Origin of the sequence: Lysobacter hankyongensis, from assembly GCF_039543145.1 — a bacterium.
Classification (GTDB): domain Bacteria; phylum Pseudomonadota; class Gammaproteobacteria; order Xanthomonadales; family Xanthomonadaceae; genus Lysobacter_I; species Lysobacter_I hankyongensis.
Genome location: NZ_BAABJE010000005.1, coordinates 233,892 through 251,581, shown reverse-complemented (window position 1 = coordinate 251,581; position 17,690 = coordinate 233,892). Strand labels below are relative to the sequence as shown.

18 protein-coding genes and 1 pseudogene are annotated in these 17,690 nt (G+C 70.1%); 7 read left to right on the top strand and 12 right to left on the bottom strand.

The genetic code is table 11. The features are described from left to right. Positions 1-188: 188 nt before the first annotated feature. Together ABD974_RS07085 and ABD974_RS07080 are read right to left on the bottom strand one after the other, a co-directional pair. Positions 189-872, bottom strand: a complete 684-nt coding sequence (locus ABD974_RS07085; protein ID WP_345302601.1) for a YdcF family protein — start codon at positions 870-872, stop codon at positions 189-191. A gap of 76 nt (positions 873-948) precedes the next feature. Further along, complete coding sequence (locus tag ABD974_RS07080) at positions 949-1,356, bottom strand: hypothetical protein (RefSeq protein ID WP_345302600.1); 408 nt, start codon at positions 1,354-1,356, stop codon at positions 949-951. 258 nt (positions 1,357-1,614) lie between these two features. Here ABD974_RS07080 and ABD974_RS07075 point away from each other — a divergent pair, with 258 nt between their 5' ends. The 4 genes from ABD974_RS07075 to ABD974_RS07060 are packed head-to-tail and all read left to right on the top strand — an operon-like array spanning position 1,615 to position 6,118. Beyond that, positions 1,615-2,856 carry a beta-ketoacyl-[acyl-carrier-protein] synthase family protein gene (locus ABD974_RS07075; RefSeq protein WP_345302599.1) on the top strand — a complete coding sequence of 414 codons (1,242 nt, stop codon included), beginning with the start codon at positions 1,615-1,617 and terminating at the stop codon, positions 2,854-2,856. Between the two features lies 1 nt (position 2,857). Continuing rightward, a complete protein-coding gene (locus ABD974_RS07070) occupies positions 2,858-3,634 on the top strand; it encodes a beta-ketoacyl synthase chain length factor (protein ID WP_345302598.1) in 777 nt (258 codons plus the stop codon). Beyond that, entirely contained in the window at positions 3,627-4,469 is an 843-nt protein-coding gene (locus ABD974_RS07065) for a glycosyltransferase family 2 protein (protein WP_345302597.1), read from the top strand. Before ABD974_RS07070 ends, ABD974_RS07065 begins: the two co-directional genes overlap by 8 nt. Continuing rightward, the gene (locus tag ABD974_RS07060; RefSeq protein ID WP_345302596.1) at positions 4,466-6,118 is read left to right on the top strand and encodes an NAD(P)/FAD-dependent oxidoreductase; all 1,653 of its coding nucleotides are present in this window, start codon (positions 4,466-4,468) and stop codon (positions 6,116-6,118) included. The genes ABD974_RS07065 and ABD974_RS07060 overlap by 4 nt, the downstream gene beginning before the upstream one ends. 205 nt (positions 6,119-6,323) lie before the next feature. Here ABD974_RS07060 and ABD974_RS07055 read toward each other — a convergent pair whose 3' ends face one another. The 10 genes and pseudogenes from ABD974_RS07055 to ABD974_RS07010 form a co-directional block, all read right to left on the bottom strand. Beyond that, positions 6,324-6,947, bottom strand: a complete 624-nt coding sequence (locus ABD974_RS07055) for a hypothetical protein (RefSeq protein ID WP_345302595.1) — start codon at positions 6,945-6,947, stop codon at positions 6,324-6,326. A gap of 37 nt (positions 6,948-6,984) precedes the next feature. After that, a complete protein-coding gene (gene fabG, locus ABD974_RS07050) occupies positions 6,985-7,719 on the bottom strand; it encodes a 3-oxoacyl-ACP reductase FabG (protein ID WP_345302594.1) in 735 nt (244 codons plus the stop codon). A gap of 140 nt (positions 7,720-7,859) precedes the next feature. Continuing rightward, positions 7,860-8,288, bottom strand: a complete 429-nt coding sequence (locus ABD974_RS07045) for a hotdog family protein (protein WP_345302593.1) — start codon at positions 8,286-8,288, stop codon at positions 7,860-7,862. 107 nt (positions 8,289-8,395) lie between these two features. Beyond that, a pseudogene (locus ABD974_RS07040) lies at positions 8,396-10,714 on the bottom strand (MMPL family transporter); the annotation flags it as partial. 223 nt (positions 10,715-10,937) lie between these two features. Beyond that, positions 10,938-11,546, bottom strand: coding sequence for a LolA-related protein (locus tag ABD974_RS07035; RefSeq protein WP_345302793.1), 609 nt, complete (start codon positions 11,544-11,546; stop codon positions 10,938-10,940). A gap of 28 nt (positions 11,547-11,574) precedes the next feature. Then, the gene (locus tag ABD974_RS07030) at positions 11,575-12,558 is read right to left on the bottom strand and encodes a lysophospholipid acyltransferase family protein (RefSeq protein WP_345302592.1); all 984 of its coding nucleotides are present in this window, start codon (positions 12,556-12,558) and stop codon (positions 11,575-11,577) included. Then, a complete protein-coding gene (locus tag ABD974_RS07025) occupies positions 12,555-12,866 on the bottom strand; it encodes an ApeI family dehydratase (protein WP_345302591.1) in 312 nt (103 codons plus the stop codon). Before ABD974_RS07025 ends, ABD974_RS07030 begins: the two co-directional genes overlap by 4 nt. 3 nt (positions 12,867-12,869) lie before the next feature. Continuing rightward, entirely contained in the window at positions 12,870-13,634 is a 765-nt protein-coding gene (locus tag ABD974_RS07020) for a lysophospholipid acyltransferase family protein (RefSeq protein WP_425562647.1), read from the bottom strand. A 100-nt stretch (positions 13,635-13,734) separates the two neighbouring features. Continuing rightward, positions 13,735-14,418: a COG4648 family protein gene (locus ABD974_RS07015; RefSeq protein ID WP_345302792.1), complete on the bottom strand. Its 684-nt coding sequence runs from the start codon at positions 14,416-14,418 to the stop codon at positions 13,735-13,737. Beyond that, positions 14,418-14,687: a phosphopantetheine-binding protein gene (locus tag ABD974_RS07010; protein WP_345302791.1), complete on the bottom strand. Its 270-nt coding sequence runs from the start codon at positions 14,685-14,687 to the stop codon at positions 14,418-14,420. Before ABD974_RS07010 ends, ABD974_RS07015 begins: the two co-directional genes overlap by 1 nt. A 250-nt stretch (positions 14,688-14,937) precedes the next feature. Between ABD974_RS07010 and ABD974_RS07005 the strand changes: the two genes are divergently transcribed. From ABD974_RS07005 to ABD974_RS06995, 3 genes are all read left to right on the top strand, one after another. Beyond that, complete coding sequence (locus ABD974_RS07005; RefSeq protein WP_345302589.1) at positions 14,938-16,314, top strand: NAD(P)/FAD-dependent oxidoreductase; 1,377 nt, start codon at positions 14,938-14,940, stop codon at positions 16,312-16,314. Further along, a complete protein-coding gene (locus tag ABD974_RS07000; RefSeq protein WP_345302588.1) occupies positions 16,314-17,333 on the top strand; it encodes a chorismate transformation FkbO/Hyg5 family protein in 1,020 nt (339 codons plus the stop codon). Before ABD974_RS07005 ends, ABD974_RS07000 begins: the two co-directional genes overlap by 1 nt. A 95-nt stretch (positions 17,334-17,428) precedes the next feature. Continuing rightward, positions 17,429-17,677: a hypothetical protein gene (locus ABD974_RS06995; RefSeq protein ID WP_345302587.1), complete on the top strand. Its 249-nt coding sequence runs from the start codon at positions 17,429-17,431 to the stop codon at positions 17,675-17,677. Positions 17,678-17,690: the final 13 nt, after the last annotated feature.

Below are 17,690 nucleotides of genomic sequence, written 5' to 3'. Positions count from 1 at the left end.
ACCTACATGCAGGCAACCATCGGCTTCCGCACCAACCCGTAGCCCGGGTCTCGCCACCGGCGAGACCCGGGAAGCACTTACCGGAAACCCGGACGTTTCCGACATCCATGCCCAAGAGCCTGTTTGGAATCTCGCCGAGCCTGCAAGATCGCCGGCAGGGCGGCCTGAAGGCCGTTCTACCACCGCGCTCAGGTCACCCGCTCCAGCATCCGCCGGTGACGGATCAAGCGCGCCCAGCGCGTGCCGAGATCGATCCAGCAGACATACGCGGCTTCGCCGGCGAGGCGGAAGACGGTGGTCGGCGTGAACCGCAGTGCGGGCTCGGCGGCGCACAGTTCCCAGTCGAAGCCGAGCTGGCGCGCGAACAGCGCGCAGCGGGCGAGGTGATAGCGGTTGCTGAGCAGGACGACCGGACCGCCGTGGGCGGCATCGGCGAGCAGCGTGCGCGCATTGCGCAGGTTCTGCAGGGTGTCGCGCGAGGTCTTCTCCAGCCGCAGCGGCGCGTCGTCGGCGACGCCTTCGGCCAGCAGCGCGGCGCGGGCGACATCGGCTTCCGCCGGATGGCCGGGCGCGCTGCCGCCGAGCAGCACGATGACCCGCGGTGGGCGCGTGCGCCACACTTCGGCGGCGCGGCCGATGCGTGCGGCGAAGTCGGCGTCGAGACGGCCGCCCGGCGCATGCTTGCCGAACAGCAGCAGGGTGTCGCCGCGCGCGGGCGCGGTCGGCGCGCGTCGCGCGGTGCGCACGACATGCGCGAAATAACCCAGATACACCAGACCCGCGCTGAGCACGCAGACCGCGCCGGCCACGACGCCGGCATGCAGCACGTCACGATCGAGAAAAAGGCGGCGGCGGTGGTCGAGACGGGTCACGCGGCCCGTCCTCTGTCGTCGGGCGGAGAAGCGGCGGGGCGGGGGCGGAGAAACCCGCGCCCCGCCCGGAACAGGCTCAATCCAGCGCGGACAGCTGCAGATTGGTGCCCATGTCCTTGGCGATGTTGCTCACCCAGCCCAGATAGTTCGGGTGGATGTAGGTCTTGCCGTTGCGGACCTTGTAGTCGAGGTTCTTGCTGTCGACGTAGGCGATGCGGATGGTCTGCGCGTCCCAGGTCACGCGGACGATGGCGACATGGTCGCGCAGATACAGGGTGGTATCGATTTCGCCCGCACGCTCGGCGGTGATCGTCCAGCCGCGACCGATCAGCGCGCGCTTGATGTCCTTCACCACCTGCTCCGGGGTCAGTCCCGCCGGGATCGAGACCGGTGCCGGATCGGCCAGCGGCGCCTGCCGGGCCTGAACGGCGCCACTGAAGGCGAACAGCGAGAAGACGGACAACAGCATGACGAGAACGCGCACGAGAAACCCCCTGGAAGTGATGGTGACGCCGGAAACTGAACGGGTGCCGGCACCGGCGGCGGCAGTATAAGCCAGCGCCGAAAGCGTCGATCGCACCGGACGAGCTGCGTGGCGAGGCCGCGGCGGCATCTTGCCGAACGCACGATCGCGACGCGCGCGCGAGGGCGGATTCGCGGCGAAACAGCGGGCCCGACTATAATCCGGTCCTTTCCGATACCGGGCGACGCGGTGCCTTCCGCAGCGATCTCTCCTCCTCCGATGGCACCGCTGGCGATCCGCGCCTACACCGCCACCACCGCACTGGGCCACGGCCGCGATGCCCAGGCCGAAGCGCTCCGGGCCGGCCGCAGCGGCCTGCGTCGCAACGATTTCGGCGAAGGCGCCGCCGCGGACGCGCGGCTGGAGACCTGGATCGGCCGCGTCGACGGCATCGAGGACGTCGCGTTGCCCGCCGACCTCGCCCATCTGGACTGCCGCAACAACCGCCTCGCCTGGCTGGCGCTGCAGCAGGACGGGATTCTCGACGGTCTCGCCGCATTGCGTGCGCGCCACGGCGCCGATCGCATCGCGATCGTGCTGGGCACCTCCACCTCCAGCATCGGCGCCAGCGAAGAGGCCTACACCCGGCTCGAACGCGACGATGCCGGCGCCCCGGTATTTCCGGCCGATCTGCGCCGGCCGCTGCTGCACACGCCGCATTCGCTCGGCCATTTCGTGCAGCGCGCGACCGGCCTGCGCGGGCCCTGCGTGACCGTGGCCACCGCCTGCTCCTCCAGCGCGAAGGTGTTCGCGCAGGCCGCGCGACTGATCGCGGCCGGCGTGGTCGATGCGGCGCTGGTCGGCGGCGTCGATACGCTGTGCGGCAGCGTGCTGTTCGGCTTCAACGCGCTGGGGCTGGTATCGCAGCATCCCTGCCTGCCCTTCGATGCGCGCCGCGACGGTCTTTCGCTCGGCGAAGCCGGCGGCTATGCGTTGCTGGAACGTCTCGACGACATCGACGACCCCGCGCCGCGCTTCTGCGGCTACGGCGAAAGCAGCGATGCCCACCACATGTCGACGCCGCATCCCGAAGGTCTCGGCGCGCGCATGGCGATGGCCGAGGCGATCGCGCGCGCCGGCATCGCGCCCGACGATGTCGGCTATCTGAATCTGCACGGCACCGCCACGCCCGCGAACGACACCGTCGAAGCGCTGGCGGTGCGTGGCCTGTTCGGCAACGACCTGCACGCCAGTTCCACCAAGGGCTGGGTCGGGCACACGCTCGGCGCGGCCGGCATCGTCGAATCGGTGTTCGCGCTGCTCGCGCTGGAGCGCGGTTTCCTGCCCGGCATGCTCGGCAACGACGCCTCCGGCGCGCCGCAGCGCGATCCGGCCTGCGGTCCGCAGATCCGCTTCGACGCCGCCCAGCGCGAGATCCGCCATGCGATGAACAATTCCTTCGGCTTCGGCGGCAACAACGCCTCGCTGGTGTTCGCGCGCGGCGCGCAGGGGCCGCGCTGACATGACCGCACTCGTCGCCACCATCGAAAGCGTGGGTTACTGGAACAACGGCCTGCCGTCGTGGGCGCACGCCTGCGCCTTCGTCGTCGACGGCGCCCTGCCCGAGAACGTCGCGACGAAACCGTCGCCGCAGCTGCTGCCGCCGAACGAACGCCGGCGCGCGCCGGAATCGGTGGCGGTCGCGCTGGACGTGGCGCTGGCGGCCTGCAGCGCGGCGGGCCGCGACCCGGCGACGCTGCCGTCGGTGTTCACCTCGACCCACGGCGACCTGTCGATCACCGACTACATGTGCGCGACGCTCGCCGACGATCCGCGCGCGATCTCGCCGACGAAATTCCACAATTCGGTGCACAACGCCGCAGCCGGCTACTGGACCATCGGCGCGCACTGCATGCAGGCGGCGACCGCGATCAGCGCCTACGACGCCAGCTTCGCCGAAGGCCTGCTCGAAGCGCTGATGCAGCTCGATGCCGGCGCCGAGGCGGTGCTGCTGGTCGGCTACGACACCGGCTCGGTCGGGCCGCTGTTGTCGGTGCACGACGCCGGCGGTCTGCTCGGCGGCGCGCTGCTGCTGTCGCGCGACGGCCGGGGCCCGCGCATCCGCGCGACGCTGGGCGACGGCGAGGCCGATGCGCCCGGCGCGCTGGGCCGCCATGCCGGCAACAATCCGATGACGCCGATGCTGCCGCTGTTCGATGCGCTGGCCTCGGGCGCGACGCGGGCGACGCTCAACGCCGGTCCCGGACGCGCGATGACGGTGGAGATCTTCCATGACTGACGCCAGGACGCCCGTGCTCGATCGCCACAACGTCGCCGTGGTCATTCCGGCGCTGAACGAAGCGCTGCGCATCCGCGAAGTGGTCGAAGGCGCGCTGCGCGAATGCGACCACGTGATCGTGATCGACGACGGCTCCGACGACGACACCGTCGCGAAGATCGCGGACCTGCCGGTGACCCTGCTGCGCCATCCGCAGCGCATGGGCAAGGGCGCGAGCCTGCGCGACGGGTTCCGCGAAGCCGAGCGCCTGGGCATGGCCGCGGTGACGACCATGGACGGCGATGGCCAGCACGCGGCCGCCGACATCCCGCGGCTGATCGCCGCCGCCAACCGTCATCCCGGCGACGTGATCATCGGCGCGCGCCTGCGCAAGCGCGCGTCGCAGCCGATCTACCGCCGCATCGGCAACGATTTCGGCGACTGGGGCATCGCCTGGGGCTGCGGCTATCGCGTGCGCGACACCCAGAGCGGCCAGCGCCTGTATCCGGCGTCGGTGTTCACCTTGCGCGACGTGGCCGGCGAAGGCTTCGTGTACGAAGCGCAGCTGCTGATCTCGGCCGCGCGCCTCGCCGGCGCGGGCGTGGTCGGCGTGCCGATCGAAACCCGCTACCAGGCCGCCGACGCGCCGCAGCAGTTCCGCAAAAGCCATTTCCGCCTGTTCCGCGATCTCTACGCGATCACCTCGCACGTCGTCGCGCAGGTGTGGTCGTACGGGCACGTGATCCGCGAATATCGCCGCGCGCGTGCGCATCCGCCGGTGATCGACGATCCCACGGGCGAATTCGCCGGCAGCGCATCCGCCGCCGGCGCACACACCGAGAGCGCGAAACGATGACCGTGAACGATGCCATCCCCGACACCCGCCATCACGATGTCGTCGTCCTTGGCGGCGGTCTCGCCGGGCTCACGCTGGCGATCCAGCTCAAGCGCCGGGACCCCGCGATCGACATCGCGGTGCTCGAACGGCGCACGCATCCGGTGCCGGAAGCGGCGTTCAAGGTCGGCGAATCCACGGTCGAGATCGGCGCGCACTATTTCGCCAACGTGCTCGGCCTGCGCGAACATCTCGAGACCGAACACATCCGCAAGTTCGGTTTCCGCTTCTTCTTCAGCGACGGCCGCCGCGACATCGACCGCTGCACCGAACTGGGCGTGAGCCGGATCCTGCCGACGCCGTCGTGGCAGATCGATCGCGGCCGCTTCGAGAATTTCCTCGGCGAGGAAGCGCGCCGGCTCGGCGTGCGCTTCCACGACGGCGCGACCGTGCGCGGCCTCGCGATGGCCTCCGGCGACGACGCGCCGCACGCGATCACCTGGGAGCATCGCGGCGACACCGTGTCCGCGACCGCGCGCTGGGTCGTCGACGCGAGCGGCCGCGCCGGCCTGCTGAAGCGCAAGTTCGATCTCGCCGCGCCCGAAGTCCACGACGCCAATGCGGTGTGGTGGCGGGTCGACGGCGTCATCGATCCGAAGGACTGGTCCGACGACAGCGACTGGCTGTCGCGCTGCACGCCGCCGGACCGCTGGCGTTCGACCAATCACATGTGCGGCCCGGGCTACTGGTTCTGGCTGATCCCGCTGTCGTCGGGCGCGCATTCGCTGGGCATCGTCTGCGACGCAGTCATGCACCCGCTGGAAACGATGAACACCCACGACAAGGCGATGGCCTGGCTGCGCGAACACCAGCCGCGGGTCGCCGATGCCCTCGACCGGCCGGAGCACGGCCTGCAGGATTTCCTGTTCCTGCGTCATTTCTCGCACGGCTGCAAACAGGTGTTCAGCGGCGACCGATGGGCGCTGACCGGCGAGGCCGGCGTGTTCCTCGATCCGTTCTATTCGCCGGGCAGCGACTACATCGGCATCGCCAACACCCTGATCTGCGATCTGATCGCGAAGGATCGCGACGGCCACGCCTTCGCGCCCTACGCCGAGATCTACCAGCAGCTGTATTTCGGGTTCTTCGAGAACACGATGACCCTGTACCGCGACCAGTATCCGCTGTTCGGCGACGCCCAGGTGATGCCGGTGAAGGTGATCTGGGACTACACCTACTACTGGGCGCTGCTGGCGCCGCTGTTCTGCGGCGACAAGCTCACCGAGATCACGCTGCTCGGCCGTCTGCGTCCGCAGTTCGAACGCGGGCGCGCGCTGAATCTCGCGATGCAGGCCCTGCTGCGCGCCTGGGGCGAGGCCAATCGCGCGGCCGGAACGCCCGACAGCGCATCCCTCGACGGCCGCCTGCTCGATCAGTTCGACATCGACTGGTTCCACGAGATGAACCGCGCGCTGCACGACGCGCTCGACAATCCCGCGTTCGCGCAGCGCATCCGCGACAACGTCGCGCGGATGGACGCGCTGGCCGCCGAAACCCTGCAGCGCGCCCGCGCCGCGCATCCCGACATCGACGGCTGCGGCCTCGACGCGCTGCTCGGCGCGACGACGCCGGACGTTTCGCTCGCGCCGATCTGGTACGCGGCCGCGTGATCCGGCATCCGTAGGCTGCCGTCGCGTAGGCTGGCGCTGAGCGCAGCGAAGCCCAGCATCGCCAACGGGACACATCACCGGTGCTGGGCTTCGCTGCGCTCAGCGCCAGCCTACGTCGCGACGCCAGCCAGCCCGACTCGAAACCCGGACAGCACAAGGGCCGCAATTGCGGCCCTTGTGCTGTTCGCGACCTGCAACGGCGGGCTTACTTCGTGTCTTCTTCCTCGTGGCCCGGTGCGACCATGACCATCGTTTCCACCGGCGCGTCGTAATTGCTCTTGAGGTAATTCGCGAGCATGCCCGAGAGGCGGATCAGCATGTGCTTGTCCATCGCGCCGAAGGTGTAGGTCGCGCTGAACGCATTGGCGTACTGGTAGAACTGCGGTTCGCCGACGACTTCGCCGGTCGCCGCATCGGTGAGCTTCACCTTGAGCAGCACGCCGGAACCGCCGGCGAACGCGCCGCCGAAGAAGCGCTTGCCGCCGGTGATGAAGCGGATGTAGGCGATTTCGGAATCGATCTTCAGCGTTCGCGGCGCATCGCCGGCCGGCTTGGCGTTCCATTCGGCGAGCAGCGGGTTGACCCGCTCGTCGATGTTGGCCTGCAGCTTCTGCATCGCCAGCTTGTTCGCCTCGTATTCGTCGAACGGTGCGCCCATCGTCACCGGCGAGATCTCGAAACGCCGGTAGGCATTGAGCGCGGTCTTCGGCGGCGGATTCTTCGCGTCTTCGGCGATCTTCGGCGGTTCGATCTTCTGCTTCGCGGCCGCCGGACCGGCGACCGAAAACGCGGCTGCCGCCAGCGCGATCATGACGATTCTTTTCAACATGCTTGCCCCCCTTCTGCGTGAATGGACAGGCGACCGCTCAACTCATCCCGCCATCGACGCCGATCACCTGGCCGTTAATGTACCCCGCGCCATCGCCGCACAGGAAGCCGACGAGCGCGGCGACTTCCTCCGGCGTACCGGCGCGTGCGGCAGGCACCATCTGCTTGATCTGTTCCGGCGGGAACGCTTCCTTCGCCATGCTGCCGGCGATCACGCCGGGCGCCACGACATTGGCGGTGATGCCGCGACTGGCCATTTCCCGCGCCAGCGATTTGGTGGCGCCGTGCAGCGCGGCCTTGGCCGCGGCATAGTTGGTCTGGCCGCGATTGCCGATGACGCCGGCCACCGAAGAAATGCTGACGATCCGGCCCCAGCGTTTGCGCGCCATCGGCAGCAGCAGCGGCTGGGTGACGTGGAAAAACCCGTGCAGCGACACGTCGATCACGCGCGTCCACTGTTCCGGACGCATGCCGGCCATCGGCGCATCGTCGTGGATGCCGGCGTTGTTGACCACGATCTGGATCGGGCCCGCTTCGAGCAGCGCATCGAGTGCGGCGCGCGTGGCCTCACCGTCGGACACGTCGAAGGCCACCGCCTCGGCGGAACCGCCCGCGGCGAGGATCTCGTCGCGCACCGCTTCGGCGCGCGCGAGGTTGCCGTTGGCATGGACGATGACGTGCGCGCCGTCGGCCGCGAGCCGCCGGCAGATCGCGCCACCGAGATCGCCGCTGCCGCCGGTGACGAGGGCGCGGCGGGGTGTGTTGTTCGACATGATCATTTCTTCTGCGGTCTCCAGGTGCTGTCATCCCGAGCAAAGCGAGGGACCTGCTTTCGCAGGTTGCCGAATGCGTTCGACAACAGGTCCCTCACTGCGTTCGGGATGACCATCGATATTTCAGCGACATGCGAGGCTCATCCCTGCAACATCACCGCCGCCCGCCCTTCCGCGAGCAATGCGCCGGCGTGGACGATGCGGAAGGCGTACTGCTGCGTCGCCGGACTCTCGGCCAGCAGTTCGGCCTCGCAGTCCAGCGCGCCGGGCAGATCGTCGATGCGCGCGACGTGCAGGGTCACGTCGCGCAGGGCGACGAGGAAACCGACCTTCGGCGCGCCGCCGGCCGCGGCGCCGCGCAGGCCGCCATGCACGGCCATCGCCTGCGCGCCGTATTCGCACAGATGCACCGCGCGCAGGCGGTCGTCGCTGCGCAGCGGATGCGCGGGATCGCGATGGCCGTCGCTGCGCAGGCGGATATGGCTGTCGTCCCAGTCGACGACCGCATCCCACAGGCACATCGCGCCCTGGTGCGGGATCATCGCTTCGATGGCGTGGCGCGAGATCATCGCTCTTTTCCTGTAGGAGGGCCTTCAGGCCCGATCTGTTGCGGAATCGCGCCCAAAGGTCCACCCGGGGAAGAGCTCGGGCCTGAAGGCCCTCCTACGAAAGCCGATGCAGGATGCCGCGCGATCAGCAGCGCCAGCACGAAATTGCCGATCACGCCGAGCGTGACCGTGAGGCCGATCGCGCGCAGCACCGGGATGCTGGACAAGGCCAGCAGGAAGAACACCAGCAGGGTCATCAGGCTGCACACGATCAGCGCGTGCAGCGTCCGCAGCTGGTCTTCGTAATCGTCGCCGGCATGTTCGAAGAACAGCGCGTAATCGAGACCGAGGCCGGCGGCGAGGATCAGCGCGACCAGATGGAACAGGGTCAGCTCGACGCCGAAGCCGCGCAGCACCGCGAGGATCAGCAGCGTGGTCAGCGCCATCGGCAGCAGCACCCGCAGCGCGCGGCGCGGCGCGCGCAGGGCCAGCCACACCGTCGCCGCCAGCAGCAGCGCGGCGATGCCGAGCGCGAACAGCACGCGCCCGCGATAGGCCACGACCAGCGATTCCGACGCGGTCTTCAGATCCATCAGCGCGACGCCCTCGCGACCGCCGACCGCGGCGGCGACCCGCGAGGGATCGTCGAGGCCGGTCATCGACACCAGCGCGACCGCGTGGTCGTCGTTCTCGATCAGCAGACCGCCGATGCGCGTGGCCAGCGGCGTGCCGACGAGATCGCGCGGCGCCAGCGGCTTCGCGGTACGCGCGGTCTCGACATCGGCGAGGAAAGCCTCGAAGACATCGGCGCGGAACGGCGTGGCCGCAACCGCGGCGTCGAGCGCGGCACGCAGCGCGTCGGGCGTCGGCAGCGCGGCCTGGCGCGCGCGCTGGGTCGCGGCGCTGGGCAACACGTTCGCGGCACTGTCGTAACCCGCGAGCGCGCCCTGCGCCACCAGCGCGTCCAGCGGCGCCTTCAGCGCTTCGGCGCGGCGCAGCGCGGTCTCGGCATCGGGTCCGCGCACCGCCAGCAGCCAGCGCACGTCGGGCGCGCCGAGTTCGTCGCGCAGATGCGCGTCGCGCGCCAGCGCATCGGCCGGTACCGGCGTGAGTTTCGACAGATCGTTCTGCCAGAACGGCCCCGGCGCGAAGCGCAGCACCGCCAGCGCGAACACCGCGAGCAGCGCGAGTCGCCAGCCGCGCGGACGCGGCACGCGCGCGACCGCGGACCACAGCCGCGCCAGTCGCGGCGATGCGGCGGGATCGCGCGGTGCCGGATCGATCAGCGCCGGCAACAGCAGGCGCGTGGTCAGCGCGGCGACGCCGAGCCCGACGATGGTGAACACCGCGAGCTGCTGCAGACCGTCGACGCCGGAGAACAGGAAGGTGACGTAGGCGATGCAGGTCGAGGCGACGCCGGTCGCGAGCGTCGGCCAGATCGCGCGCGCGTTCGCCCACGGCGAAACGCCGGCGCGCTGATGGCTGAAGAGATGGATCGGATAATCCTGGACCACGCCGATCAGGGTGAAGCCGAAGGCGACGGTGATGCCGTGCACGCCATCGGCGAACACGAACGCGACCGCGCCGAGACCGGCGAGGCCCGCGCTGGCCAGCGGCAGCACGCCGAACAGTGGCGTGCGCCAGCTGCGATACGCGATCAGCAGCAGCAGGATCAGGCCGATGCTGTCGACCATTCCTATCCAGCTCGCCTCGCGCTGGGTGCGCCCGCCGATCTCGACCGAGAACGCGCCGGGGCCGGTGAGCGTCATCGTCGCTGCGGTGTTGCCGCGCGCCGCGGCGAAGGCGGCCTCGATCGTGGCGACCGCGGCCTGCTGGCCGGTGGGATCGAAACCCGCGGACTTCGTTTCGATCGCGAGCAGCGCTTCCCTGCCGGCCTGGTCGAACCACACGCCGTGCAGCCGCTGCGGCGCGGTCGCCGGCTGCATGGCCTCGGCGATGCGCAGGGTTTCCAGGGTCGGATCGGCCGGCAGCAGCGGTTCGAGCAGCGCCGCCGCCGGCGAGCCGAGATCCTGCACGCGCGCATCGAGTTCTTCGCGCAGGAACGCTTCGTCGTAGCGCTGCGCATCGAGCGTCGGCGAAAGCAGATAACGATACGGACGCAGGCGCTCGGGAATCGCGGCGAGCGCATCCTCGCCGCCGTTCGCGACCAGGCTGAAGCGCGCATCCGCCGCCAGCGTCGCCGCGATCGCCTGCGACTGCGCGGCGAGCGTTTCGGCATCGGCGCCGCCGAGCGACATCAGCAACAGCCGCGAGCCCGGGCCTTCGCCGAGTTCGTCGAGCAGGAGTTTCTGCGCGGGGGTTTGGGCGGAGGGCATGAATTTCCGCAGATCGCCGCTGACCTGCAGACGCTGCGAGATCGCGTAGCCGGCGATGGCGAGGATCGCCAGCCAGACCAGCGCGAGCGCGGTGCGACGGAAAGCGCTCATGCGCCCCCACCCCAACTCTCCCTCGCATGTCGGGGAGGGAGACAGGGTTGCCGTGCGAGCGTGATACGGCGGAAGGCGATCATGTCCATCCCCGCATCATCGACAGATGTCATCCCGAATCCTTGCGAAGCAAGGTGAGGGACCTGCTGTTGTCGAAACCGGACAGCAAAAACGGGTCCCTCGCCTCCGGCTCGGGATGACAACCGCGGGGATCGGTCGCCGATCACTTCACACCATTCCGGCACAACCGCTCAAAACCCGCGCCGTCGGTCGTGGGCGTCACCGCCTGCGCGGCGCTGGCCAGCAGCGTGCGCTGCAGTTCGCCCTTCGCCGGACGCGTTTCGATGCAGCGCAGTTCGGCGCCCTGGCCGTACAGCACGATGTCGCGCACGCGCGCGGCCAGCGCCTTGTCCTTCGGCACCAGGGTCAGCGTCCAGCGTTCGCGACTGCCGCGCGCGGCGACGGTGTAGGTGCGCTCGATGCCCGCGCGGTCGCCGGCGAGCAGCGCGCCGAAACTGGTCTGCAGCCCCGCGAGTTCCGGCACGCGCGACAACGCGAACCGGCGCGGGGTCTTGCCGTCGCGCGCGATCACCGCTTCGCCGGCGCGCAGCGTGGTGGTTTCGCGATACGGGCTGCGCACTTCGCGCACGAGGGTGGCGGCATCCGGACGGCGGTATTCGCCGGCCAGCCGCAGCGGCGCCTTCAGCAGCGCCGAACCGCGCACTTCGACGAAGGCGGTGCGCATCGGCGCGGGCCGCGCCAGCGCCTGCAACACCCAGCCGGCATCGACGGCATCACGGCCAACGGACTGCGCCGCGGCGACCGACGCCATCGCGCTCAGCAGCAGCGCGAGGGCGACGTTACGCGGCGCGGTCTTGCGAAGCACGATCTTTCGGTGCGGTGGGCGGAGCGGAGTCGGCATGCGCGCGCGGCTCCTCGGCCGCCCAGAAATCGTAGAAGTTGAACCAGTTGTACGGCGCGCTGCGGGCCACCGCCTCCAGCCGCGCGGCGTAGCGGTGGATCAGCGCCGGAATCGCCTGCGCGCGCTGCGCGCGCGGAATCACGATGTCGTCGCTGAAGTTCTCGAAGATCAGATCGTAGCGGTTGCCGCCGCGATACAGGCCGAAGCCCAGGGTCACCGGCGCCTTCAGCGCCGCGGCGATCAGCCAGGGCGCGGTCGGGAACGGCGCATCGTGGCCGAAGAACGGCGCCAATTCGGTCTGGCCGCCGGGATGCGCGCGATCGATCAGCAGCGCGACCAGCGCGCCCTCGGCGATCGCGTTCTGGATCGCCAGCATCAGCCCGGGGCCGTCCTGGCCGCCATCGATCACGGTGGCGGCGACCTCCGGATTCAGCGCGTCGAGCAGCTGGGTCAGCGCCGCGTTGTGGGCTTTGTCGAGGACCACGCGGATGGTGTATTCCGGCCGCTGCCGCGCCAGCACGCGCAGCACTTCGAAGCTGCCCAGGTGCGAGCCGTACAGCAGCATGCCGCGGCCCTGGTCGAGGTGCGCGTGCAGGTCGTCGAGGCCGCGCACGGTGACGTCGAAACGCCGCGCCACGTCGATGCGGCCGTCGCCGAGCAGGAACACCCGGTCGAGGATGGTCGCGGCGAAGGTGTACACGTGTTTCGCCGCGTCCCACAGCGTCGCCGGACGGCCCAGCGCGCGGCCGAGCCAGGTGCGCGACGCCGCACGCTCGGGCCCGCGGCGGATCAGGAAATACAGGGTGATCGGATACAGCAGCAGGCGCGCGATGCGGCGCCCGCCGTAGCGGCCGATGTTGCGAATCAGCCACAGGGCGAACCAGCCGCCGCCCTCGGGCCGTTGCTTCCACGACGTGCTCATGCCGCCTGCACCTCGCCACTGGCGATGGCGACATCGCCGCGCAGCACCCGGAATTTCCAGCGCGACGGGACATCCGTCGCATCGACGACGATCGGTTCGATGTCGATCCGCGCGGTCTCGCCCGGCAGCAGCGGCTGCAGGAACTTCGCCTGCGGCAGCCGCAGCGCGCCGATGCCGCCGTGCGCGGCCTCGATCGCCGCGATCACCCGGTCCAGCACCACCACGCCGGGCACGATCGGCCGGCCCGGGAAATGGCCCGGCAGGCTCGGATGATCGTGCGCGATCGTGAATGCGTCGGAGGTCGGCATCGTTCAGCGCTCCGCGGTGGGATCGATCAGCAGCGAGATCACCGCCGCATGGGCGCCGTGCGCCAGCGCCTGGCGCCCGGCGCCCGCGGTGGACTGCGGCGTACCGAACCGCACCGCGATCCGGCCCGGACGCACCCGGAACAGGCCGCTCGCAGGCAACACCGCACCGGCGCCGGTGATCGCGACCGGCAGCACGTCGACGCCGGCGTCGATGGCGGCCTGGAACGGGCCGCCCTTGAACGCGGCCACGCGGCCGTCGCGGCTGCGCGTGCCTTCGGGAAACACGCAGAGGCAGTTGCCGTCGCGCAGCATCGCCGCGGCATCGCGCAGCATCCGCGGCCCGGCGCGGCGGTTGTCGCGATCGATGAACAGCATGCCGGTGGATTTCGCGTAGCGGCCCACGAACGGCACCCGGGTCATCTCGCGCTTCAGCAGGAATCGCAGCGGCACCGGCACCGCGCGGAACAGCGCGCAGATGTCGATCACCGATTGATGGTTGGCCACGATCAGATACGGCTTCGACCAGTCGATGGCGTCGGCGCCTTCCACCGTGAAGCGCACGCCCGCGCCGTACAGCAACCCCGGCGCCCACACCCGGGACGCCATCCGCAGCGGCAGCGTCGGGCCGCGCGCGACCCGCAGCGCCAGCGCGATCGGAATCAGACCGGCGGTCCACAGCAGGGTGAAGGCGAGCTGCGGCAGGTTCCAGACCGACCACAGCGCCCGCAGCCATCTCGGCTCGGGCCGCGGCAGACGCTGCACGGGCAGATCGGCGCGCGGCACGCCGTCCCGGGCCATGTCGCCCCGGACCATGTCGTTGTGGACCATGTCGTTCTGGATCGTGTGTTCGTGGGTCACGCGGCGCGCCTCAACGGAAGAAATCGCGCCAGAACGCCGGCCCCAGCGCGGCCATGCGGCGCGCGAAGTCGAAGACGTTGCCGTAGGGCCGCACCGGGAACACCCGTTTGCGGACGAGATATTCGGCGACCGAGAAACCGATCAGCAGGCCGTAGTTGCCCACGTTCGCGATCAGCGACGCCCGGGCCTCGGTGATCGGCCAGGGCGAATCGACACCGAGCCGCGGCAGGATGCCGCCGGGCACGGCGACCAGCGCCAGCACCAGATTCAGCACGGTCAGTGCCGCCAGCAGCCCGGCCCAGGTGGCGGTGAGGCCGCGGGTATAGCCGCGATGCCGCGGCGACAGGCCTTCCGGCGTGGTCCCGTACAGCGCCGCGACCACCTTCGTGATCAGCGGCACCCGGCCCGCACGCAGGCTGCGCGCGAAGCACCAGGCGAAGATCGCGGTGAACAGCGGCGGCACCAGCAGCAGCGGCAGCAGCGCCAGCGGCGTGCGCGACAGCGCGGCCAACCCGGCCGCGACGACGGCCAGCGCCAGCCACGCCCAGAGCCGCGGCTTGACCAGGGGTTCGATGAGCACCAGCAGGACCAGGTCCGCCAGCGCCAATACCGCCAGCAGCGGCGACTGCAGCGCGCCCGCGTAATGCGCCAGCGCGACGTAGGCCGGCAGCAGCAGCAACCGCAGCCAGGCGATCACACCGTCCGGTGCTGTTCGACATGGGCCGACAGCGCCCGCAGCGAGCCGAAGATGCGACGGTTGTCGTCGTTGTCCGAACGCAGCTGGAAGCCGTATTTCTTGCTGATGGCCAGCGCCAGTTCGAGCGCGTCGATCGAATCCAGGCCCAGGCCGGCACCGAACAGCGGCGCCTCCGGGTCGATCTCCGCGGCGGAAACGCCGTCGAGATTCAGACTCTCGACCAGCAGTTCCGCGAGTTCGCGTTCGGGAGGGCTCAGCTCAGGCATGACAAGGATCCAGTTTCGGCAGTAATTGAGGACAAAGAACGGAGAAGGCATCGGAAAGCCGCCGGTCGAGCGCCGCACCGCGGCGCCTGTCCGACGGCCGGGCGGGCGGACCACGCGTTCGATGCCGGGCCGTCGATCAACACGCTCTATCGCGGGGGAATGCGTACCGGAGCCTGTTTCGCCGCCCGGTCGGGGCGGCGGCGGCACGCCACGCGGTATGATGCCAGCCTCGCATTGCAACAAGAAGAGCATGACTGTCCCTCTCGGCGCGGACGCCGGGGATCGCGAGCGCCCCGCATCGGCGCCCACCCCTCTGGACTGCGACGTCCTGATCATCGGCGGCGGCCCCTCCGGCAGCACCGCCGCGATCGCGCTGGCCCGCCTCGGCCGGCGGGTGCTGCTGCTGGAAAAAGACCGTCACCCGCGCTTCCACATCGGCGAATCGCTGCTGCCGATGAATCTGCCGATCCTCGACCGCCTGGGGGTGCTGGCGGCGGTCGAAGCCATCGGCGTGCGCAAGATCGGCGCCGATTTCCCCCGGCCCGCCGCCGACGGCACGACCCACGTGTTCAGGTTCGACCGGGCCCTGACCCCGGGCTGCACCCACGCCTTCCAGGTGCGGCGCGACGAATTCGACGCCCTGCTGTTCCGGGCGGCGCGCGACGCCAGCGCGGACGCGCGCGAGGGAATCACGGTCACGGCGGTGGATTTCGGCCCCGACGGTCGCCCGGTCGGGGCCCGCGCATGCGGCGACGACGGCACCGAATATGCGATCTCGCTGCGCCATCTCATCGATGCCAGCGGCCGCGACACCTTCCTGGGCAACCGGCTCAAGCTCAAGCGCCGCAACCCGAAACACCAGTCCGCGGCCCTGTTCAGCCATTTCCGCGGCGTCGAACGCCGGCCCGGCGAGGACGCCGGCAACATCACCATCGAACGCTTCGCCCACGGCTGGGTCTGGATGATTCCGCTGCGCGACGACCTGATGAGCATCGGCGCGGTGTGTTCGCCCGAGTATCTGAAACGGCGCAGCGGCGACCGCGCAGGCTTCCTGCTGGAGACCCTGCAGCAGATTCCCACGGTGTGGATGCGGATGGGCGGCGCCGAGCGCGCGGCGCCGGTGCACGCCACCGGCAACTATTCCTACGTCTCGACCCGGATGTGCGGACCGGGCTGGACCACGGTCGGCGACGCCTACGTCTTCATCGATCCGATCTTCTCCTCCGGCGTGTATCTCGCCATGCACAGCGCCGAGCGCGCCGCGCACACGGTCGACGCCATCCTGCGCGAACCCGCGCGCGAGCAGGCGCTGCAGCGTGCGATGACGCGCGGCTTCGACCGCGGCCTGAAGGAATTTTCGTGGTTCATCTACCGCTTCACCACGCCGGTGATGCGGCATCTGTTCGCCAACCCGCGGAACGTGCTGCAGATCGAACAGGCGGTCATCTCGATGCTCGCCGGCGACGTGTTCGACAACCCGGCGGTGATCCGCCGCCTGCGCCTGTTCCGGTGCATCTACTTCGTCACCGCCGTCACGATGGCACCGCAGGCGCTGCGCGAATGGCGGCGACGGCGACGCGAGCGACGCACCGCATTCCGTGGCGATACCCTGCAGCCCGACTCCTGATGGAAGCCACCATGCCCTATCCCGCCGCCCTGTCGATCGACTATCTGCAGGCGGACTCGCCGCAGTCGCTGCTCGGCAGCGACACCCTCGCCGTGTTCGGCTTCGGCAACGACGCGCCGCACTGCGATGACCCGCGCTATCTGCGGGTGCCGCTGCAGCCGTACGGCATCGCGCCGTTCGAACACTGGCGCTGCACCGGCCCGGTCGACCATGGCCGCGAAGGCACCTCCGAACAGGGCGAGATCCGCTGGGCCAGCGACGGCCAGCTGACCTTCGGCGTCATCGAAGTCGACGAACCGCCCGGCGAGCATCCGGACCACAGCGACGTCGGCGACGCCGCCGAACGCGCCTACGCGCAACTGATCGGCTTCGTCTCCGGCAGCCGCACCCCGCACCTGCTGCGGGTCTGGAACTATCTCGACGCCATCACCCTGGGCGACGGCGACGCCGAGCGCTACCGCCGCTTCTGCGTCGGCCGCGCCCGCGGCATGGGCCGCTTCGAAACCTTCGAGCTGCCCGCGGCCACCGCCATCGGCCGCTGCGACGGCCGACGCACGCTGCAGGTGTACTGGCTCTCGGCCAGCCGCCGCGGCATTCCGGTGGAGAACCCGCGCCAGGTCAGCGCCTACCGCTATCCCCGCCAGTACGGCCCGCAGTCGCCCAGCTTCGCCCGCGCCATGCTGCCGCCGGCGGGCAGCACCCTGCCGCTGCTGCTGTCCGGCACGGCCAGCGTGGTCGGCCACGCCTCGCAGCACATCGGCGAACTGCAGGCGCAGATCGGCGAGACCTTCGCCAACTTCGACGCGCTGCTGGCCGAAGCGCGCCGCCACCAGCCGTCGCTGCCGGCCGGCTTCGGCAGCGGCACCCGGCTGAAGGTGTACGTGCGCGACGCCGAAGACCTACCGGTGGTGGCGCAGGCGCTCGACGCCCGCTTCGGCAACAGCGTGCCGCGGCTGCTGCTGCACGCCGCGATCTGCCGGCGCGAGCTGGCGGTGGAGATCGACGGCGTCCATGCCTGAACGCCTGCGCCCCGGCGCTTGATTCCGGCGGCGGCGCATCCATCTACGCTCCTACCGGCCGCGCATCCGCGGCCCTTCCCGAGGGGAACGTCACGATGGGTCTGATCAGTCTGCTCTGGGGCATCGTCGCGATGCTCCTGATGTTCATCGGCCTGATTCCGCTGCTGGGCTGGCTCAACTGGCTGTGGATCCCCTTCGCCGGCGTCGGCGCGATCATCGCCGCGCTCGGCGTGCTGTTCGGCAAGAGCGGCAAGAACGGCCGCGCCAAGGCCGGGCTGGTGCTCAACACCATCGTGATCGTGGTCGCCGTGATCCGGTTGAGCATGGGCGGCGGCGTTATCTGACGCCGCTCGAACG

Excerpts from the sequence above, each read along its gene's own strand:
- ABD974_RS07005 (WP_345302589.1), top strand. The coding sequence starts at position 14,938 with ATGACTGTCCCTCTCGGCGCGGACGCCGGGGATCGCGAGCGCCCCGCA.
- ABD974_RS07000 (WP_345302588.1), top strand. The coding sequence starts at position 16,314 with ATGGAAGCCACCATGCCCTATCCCGCCGCCCTGTCGATCGACTATCTG.
- fabG (WP_345302594.1), bottom strand. The coding sequence starts at position 7,719 with ATGTCGAACAACACACCCCGCCGCGCCCTCGTCACCGGCGGCAGCGGC.
- ABD974_RS07045 (WP_345302593.1), bottom strand. The coding sequence starts at position 8,288 with ATGATCTCGCGCCACGCCATCGAAGCGATGATCCCGCACCAGGGCGCG.
- ABD974_RS07055 (WP_345302595.1), bottom strand. The coding sequence starts at position 6,947 with ATGTTGAAAAGAATCGTCATGATCGCGCTGGCGGCAGCCGCGTTTTCG.
- ABD974_RS07070 (WP_345302598.1), top strand. The coding sequence starts at position 2,858 with ATGACCGCACTCGTCGCCACCATCGAAAGCGTGGGTTACTGGAACAAC.
- ABD974_RS07035 (WP_345302793.1), bottom strand. The coding sequence starts at position 11,546 with ATGGCGTCGGTCGCCGCGGCGCAGTCCGTTGGCCGTGATGCCGTCGAT.
- ABD974_RS07025 (WP_345302591.1), bottom strand. The coding sequence starts at position 12,866 with ATGCCGACCTCCGACGCATTCACGATCGCGCACGATCATCCGAGCCTG.
- ABD974_RS07010 (WP_345302791.1), bottom strand. The coding sequence starts at position 14,687 with ATGCCTGAGCTGAGCCCTCCCGAACGCGAACTCGCGGAACTGCTGGTC.
- ABD974_RS06995 (WP_345302587.1), top strand. The coding sequence starts at position 17,429 with ATGGGTCTGATCAGTCTGCTCTGGGGCATCGTCGCGATGCTCCTGATG.
- ABD974_RS07075 (WP_345302599.1), top strand. The coding sequence starts at position 1,615 with ATGGCACCGCTGGCGATCCGCGCCTACACCGCCACCACCGCACTGGGC.
- ABD974_RS07030 (WP_345302592.1), bottom strand. The coding sequence starts at position 12,558 with ATGAGCACGTCGTGGAAGCAACGGCCCGAGGGCGGCGGCTGGTTCGCC.
- ABD974_RS07065 (WP_345302597.1), top strand. The coding sequence starts at position 3,627 with ATGACTGACGCCAGGACGCCCGTGCTCGATCGCCACAACGTCGCCGTG.
- ABD974_RS07060 (WP_345302596.1), top strand. The coding sequence starts at position 4,466 with ATGACCGTGAACGATGCCATCCCCGACACCCGCCATCACGATGTCGTC.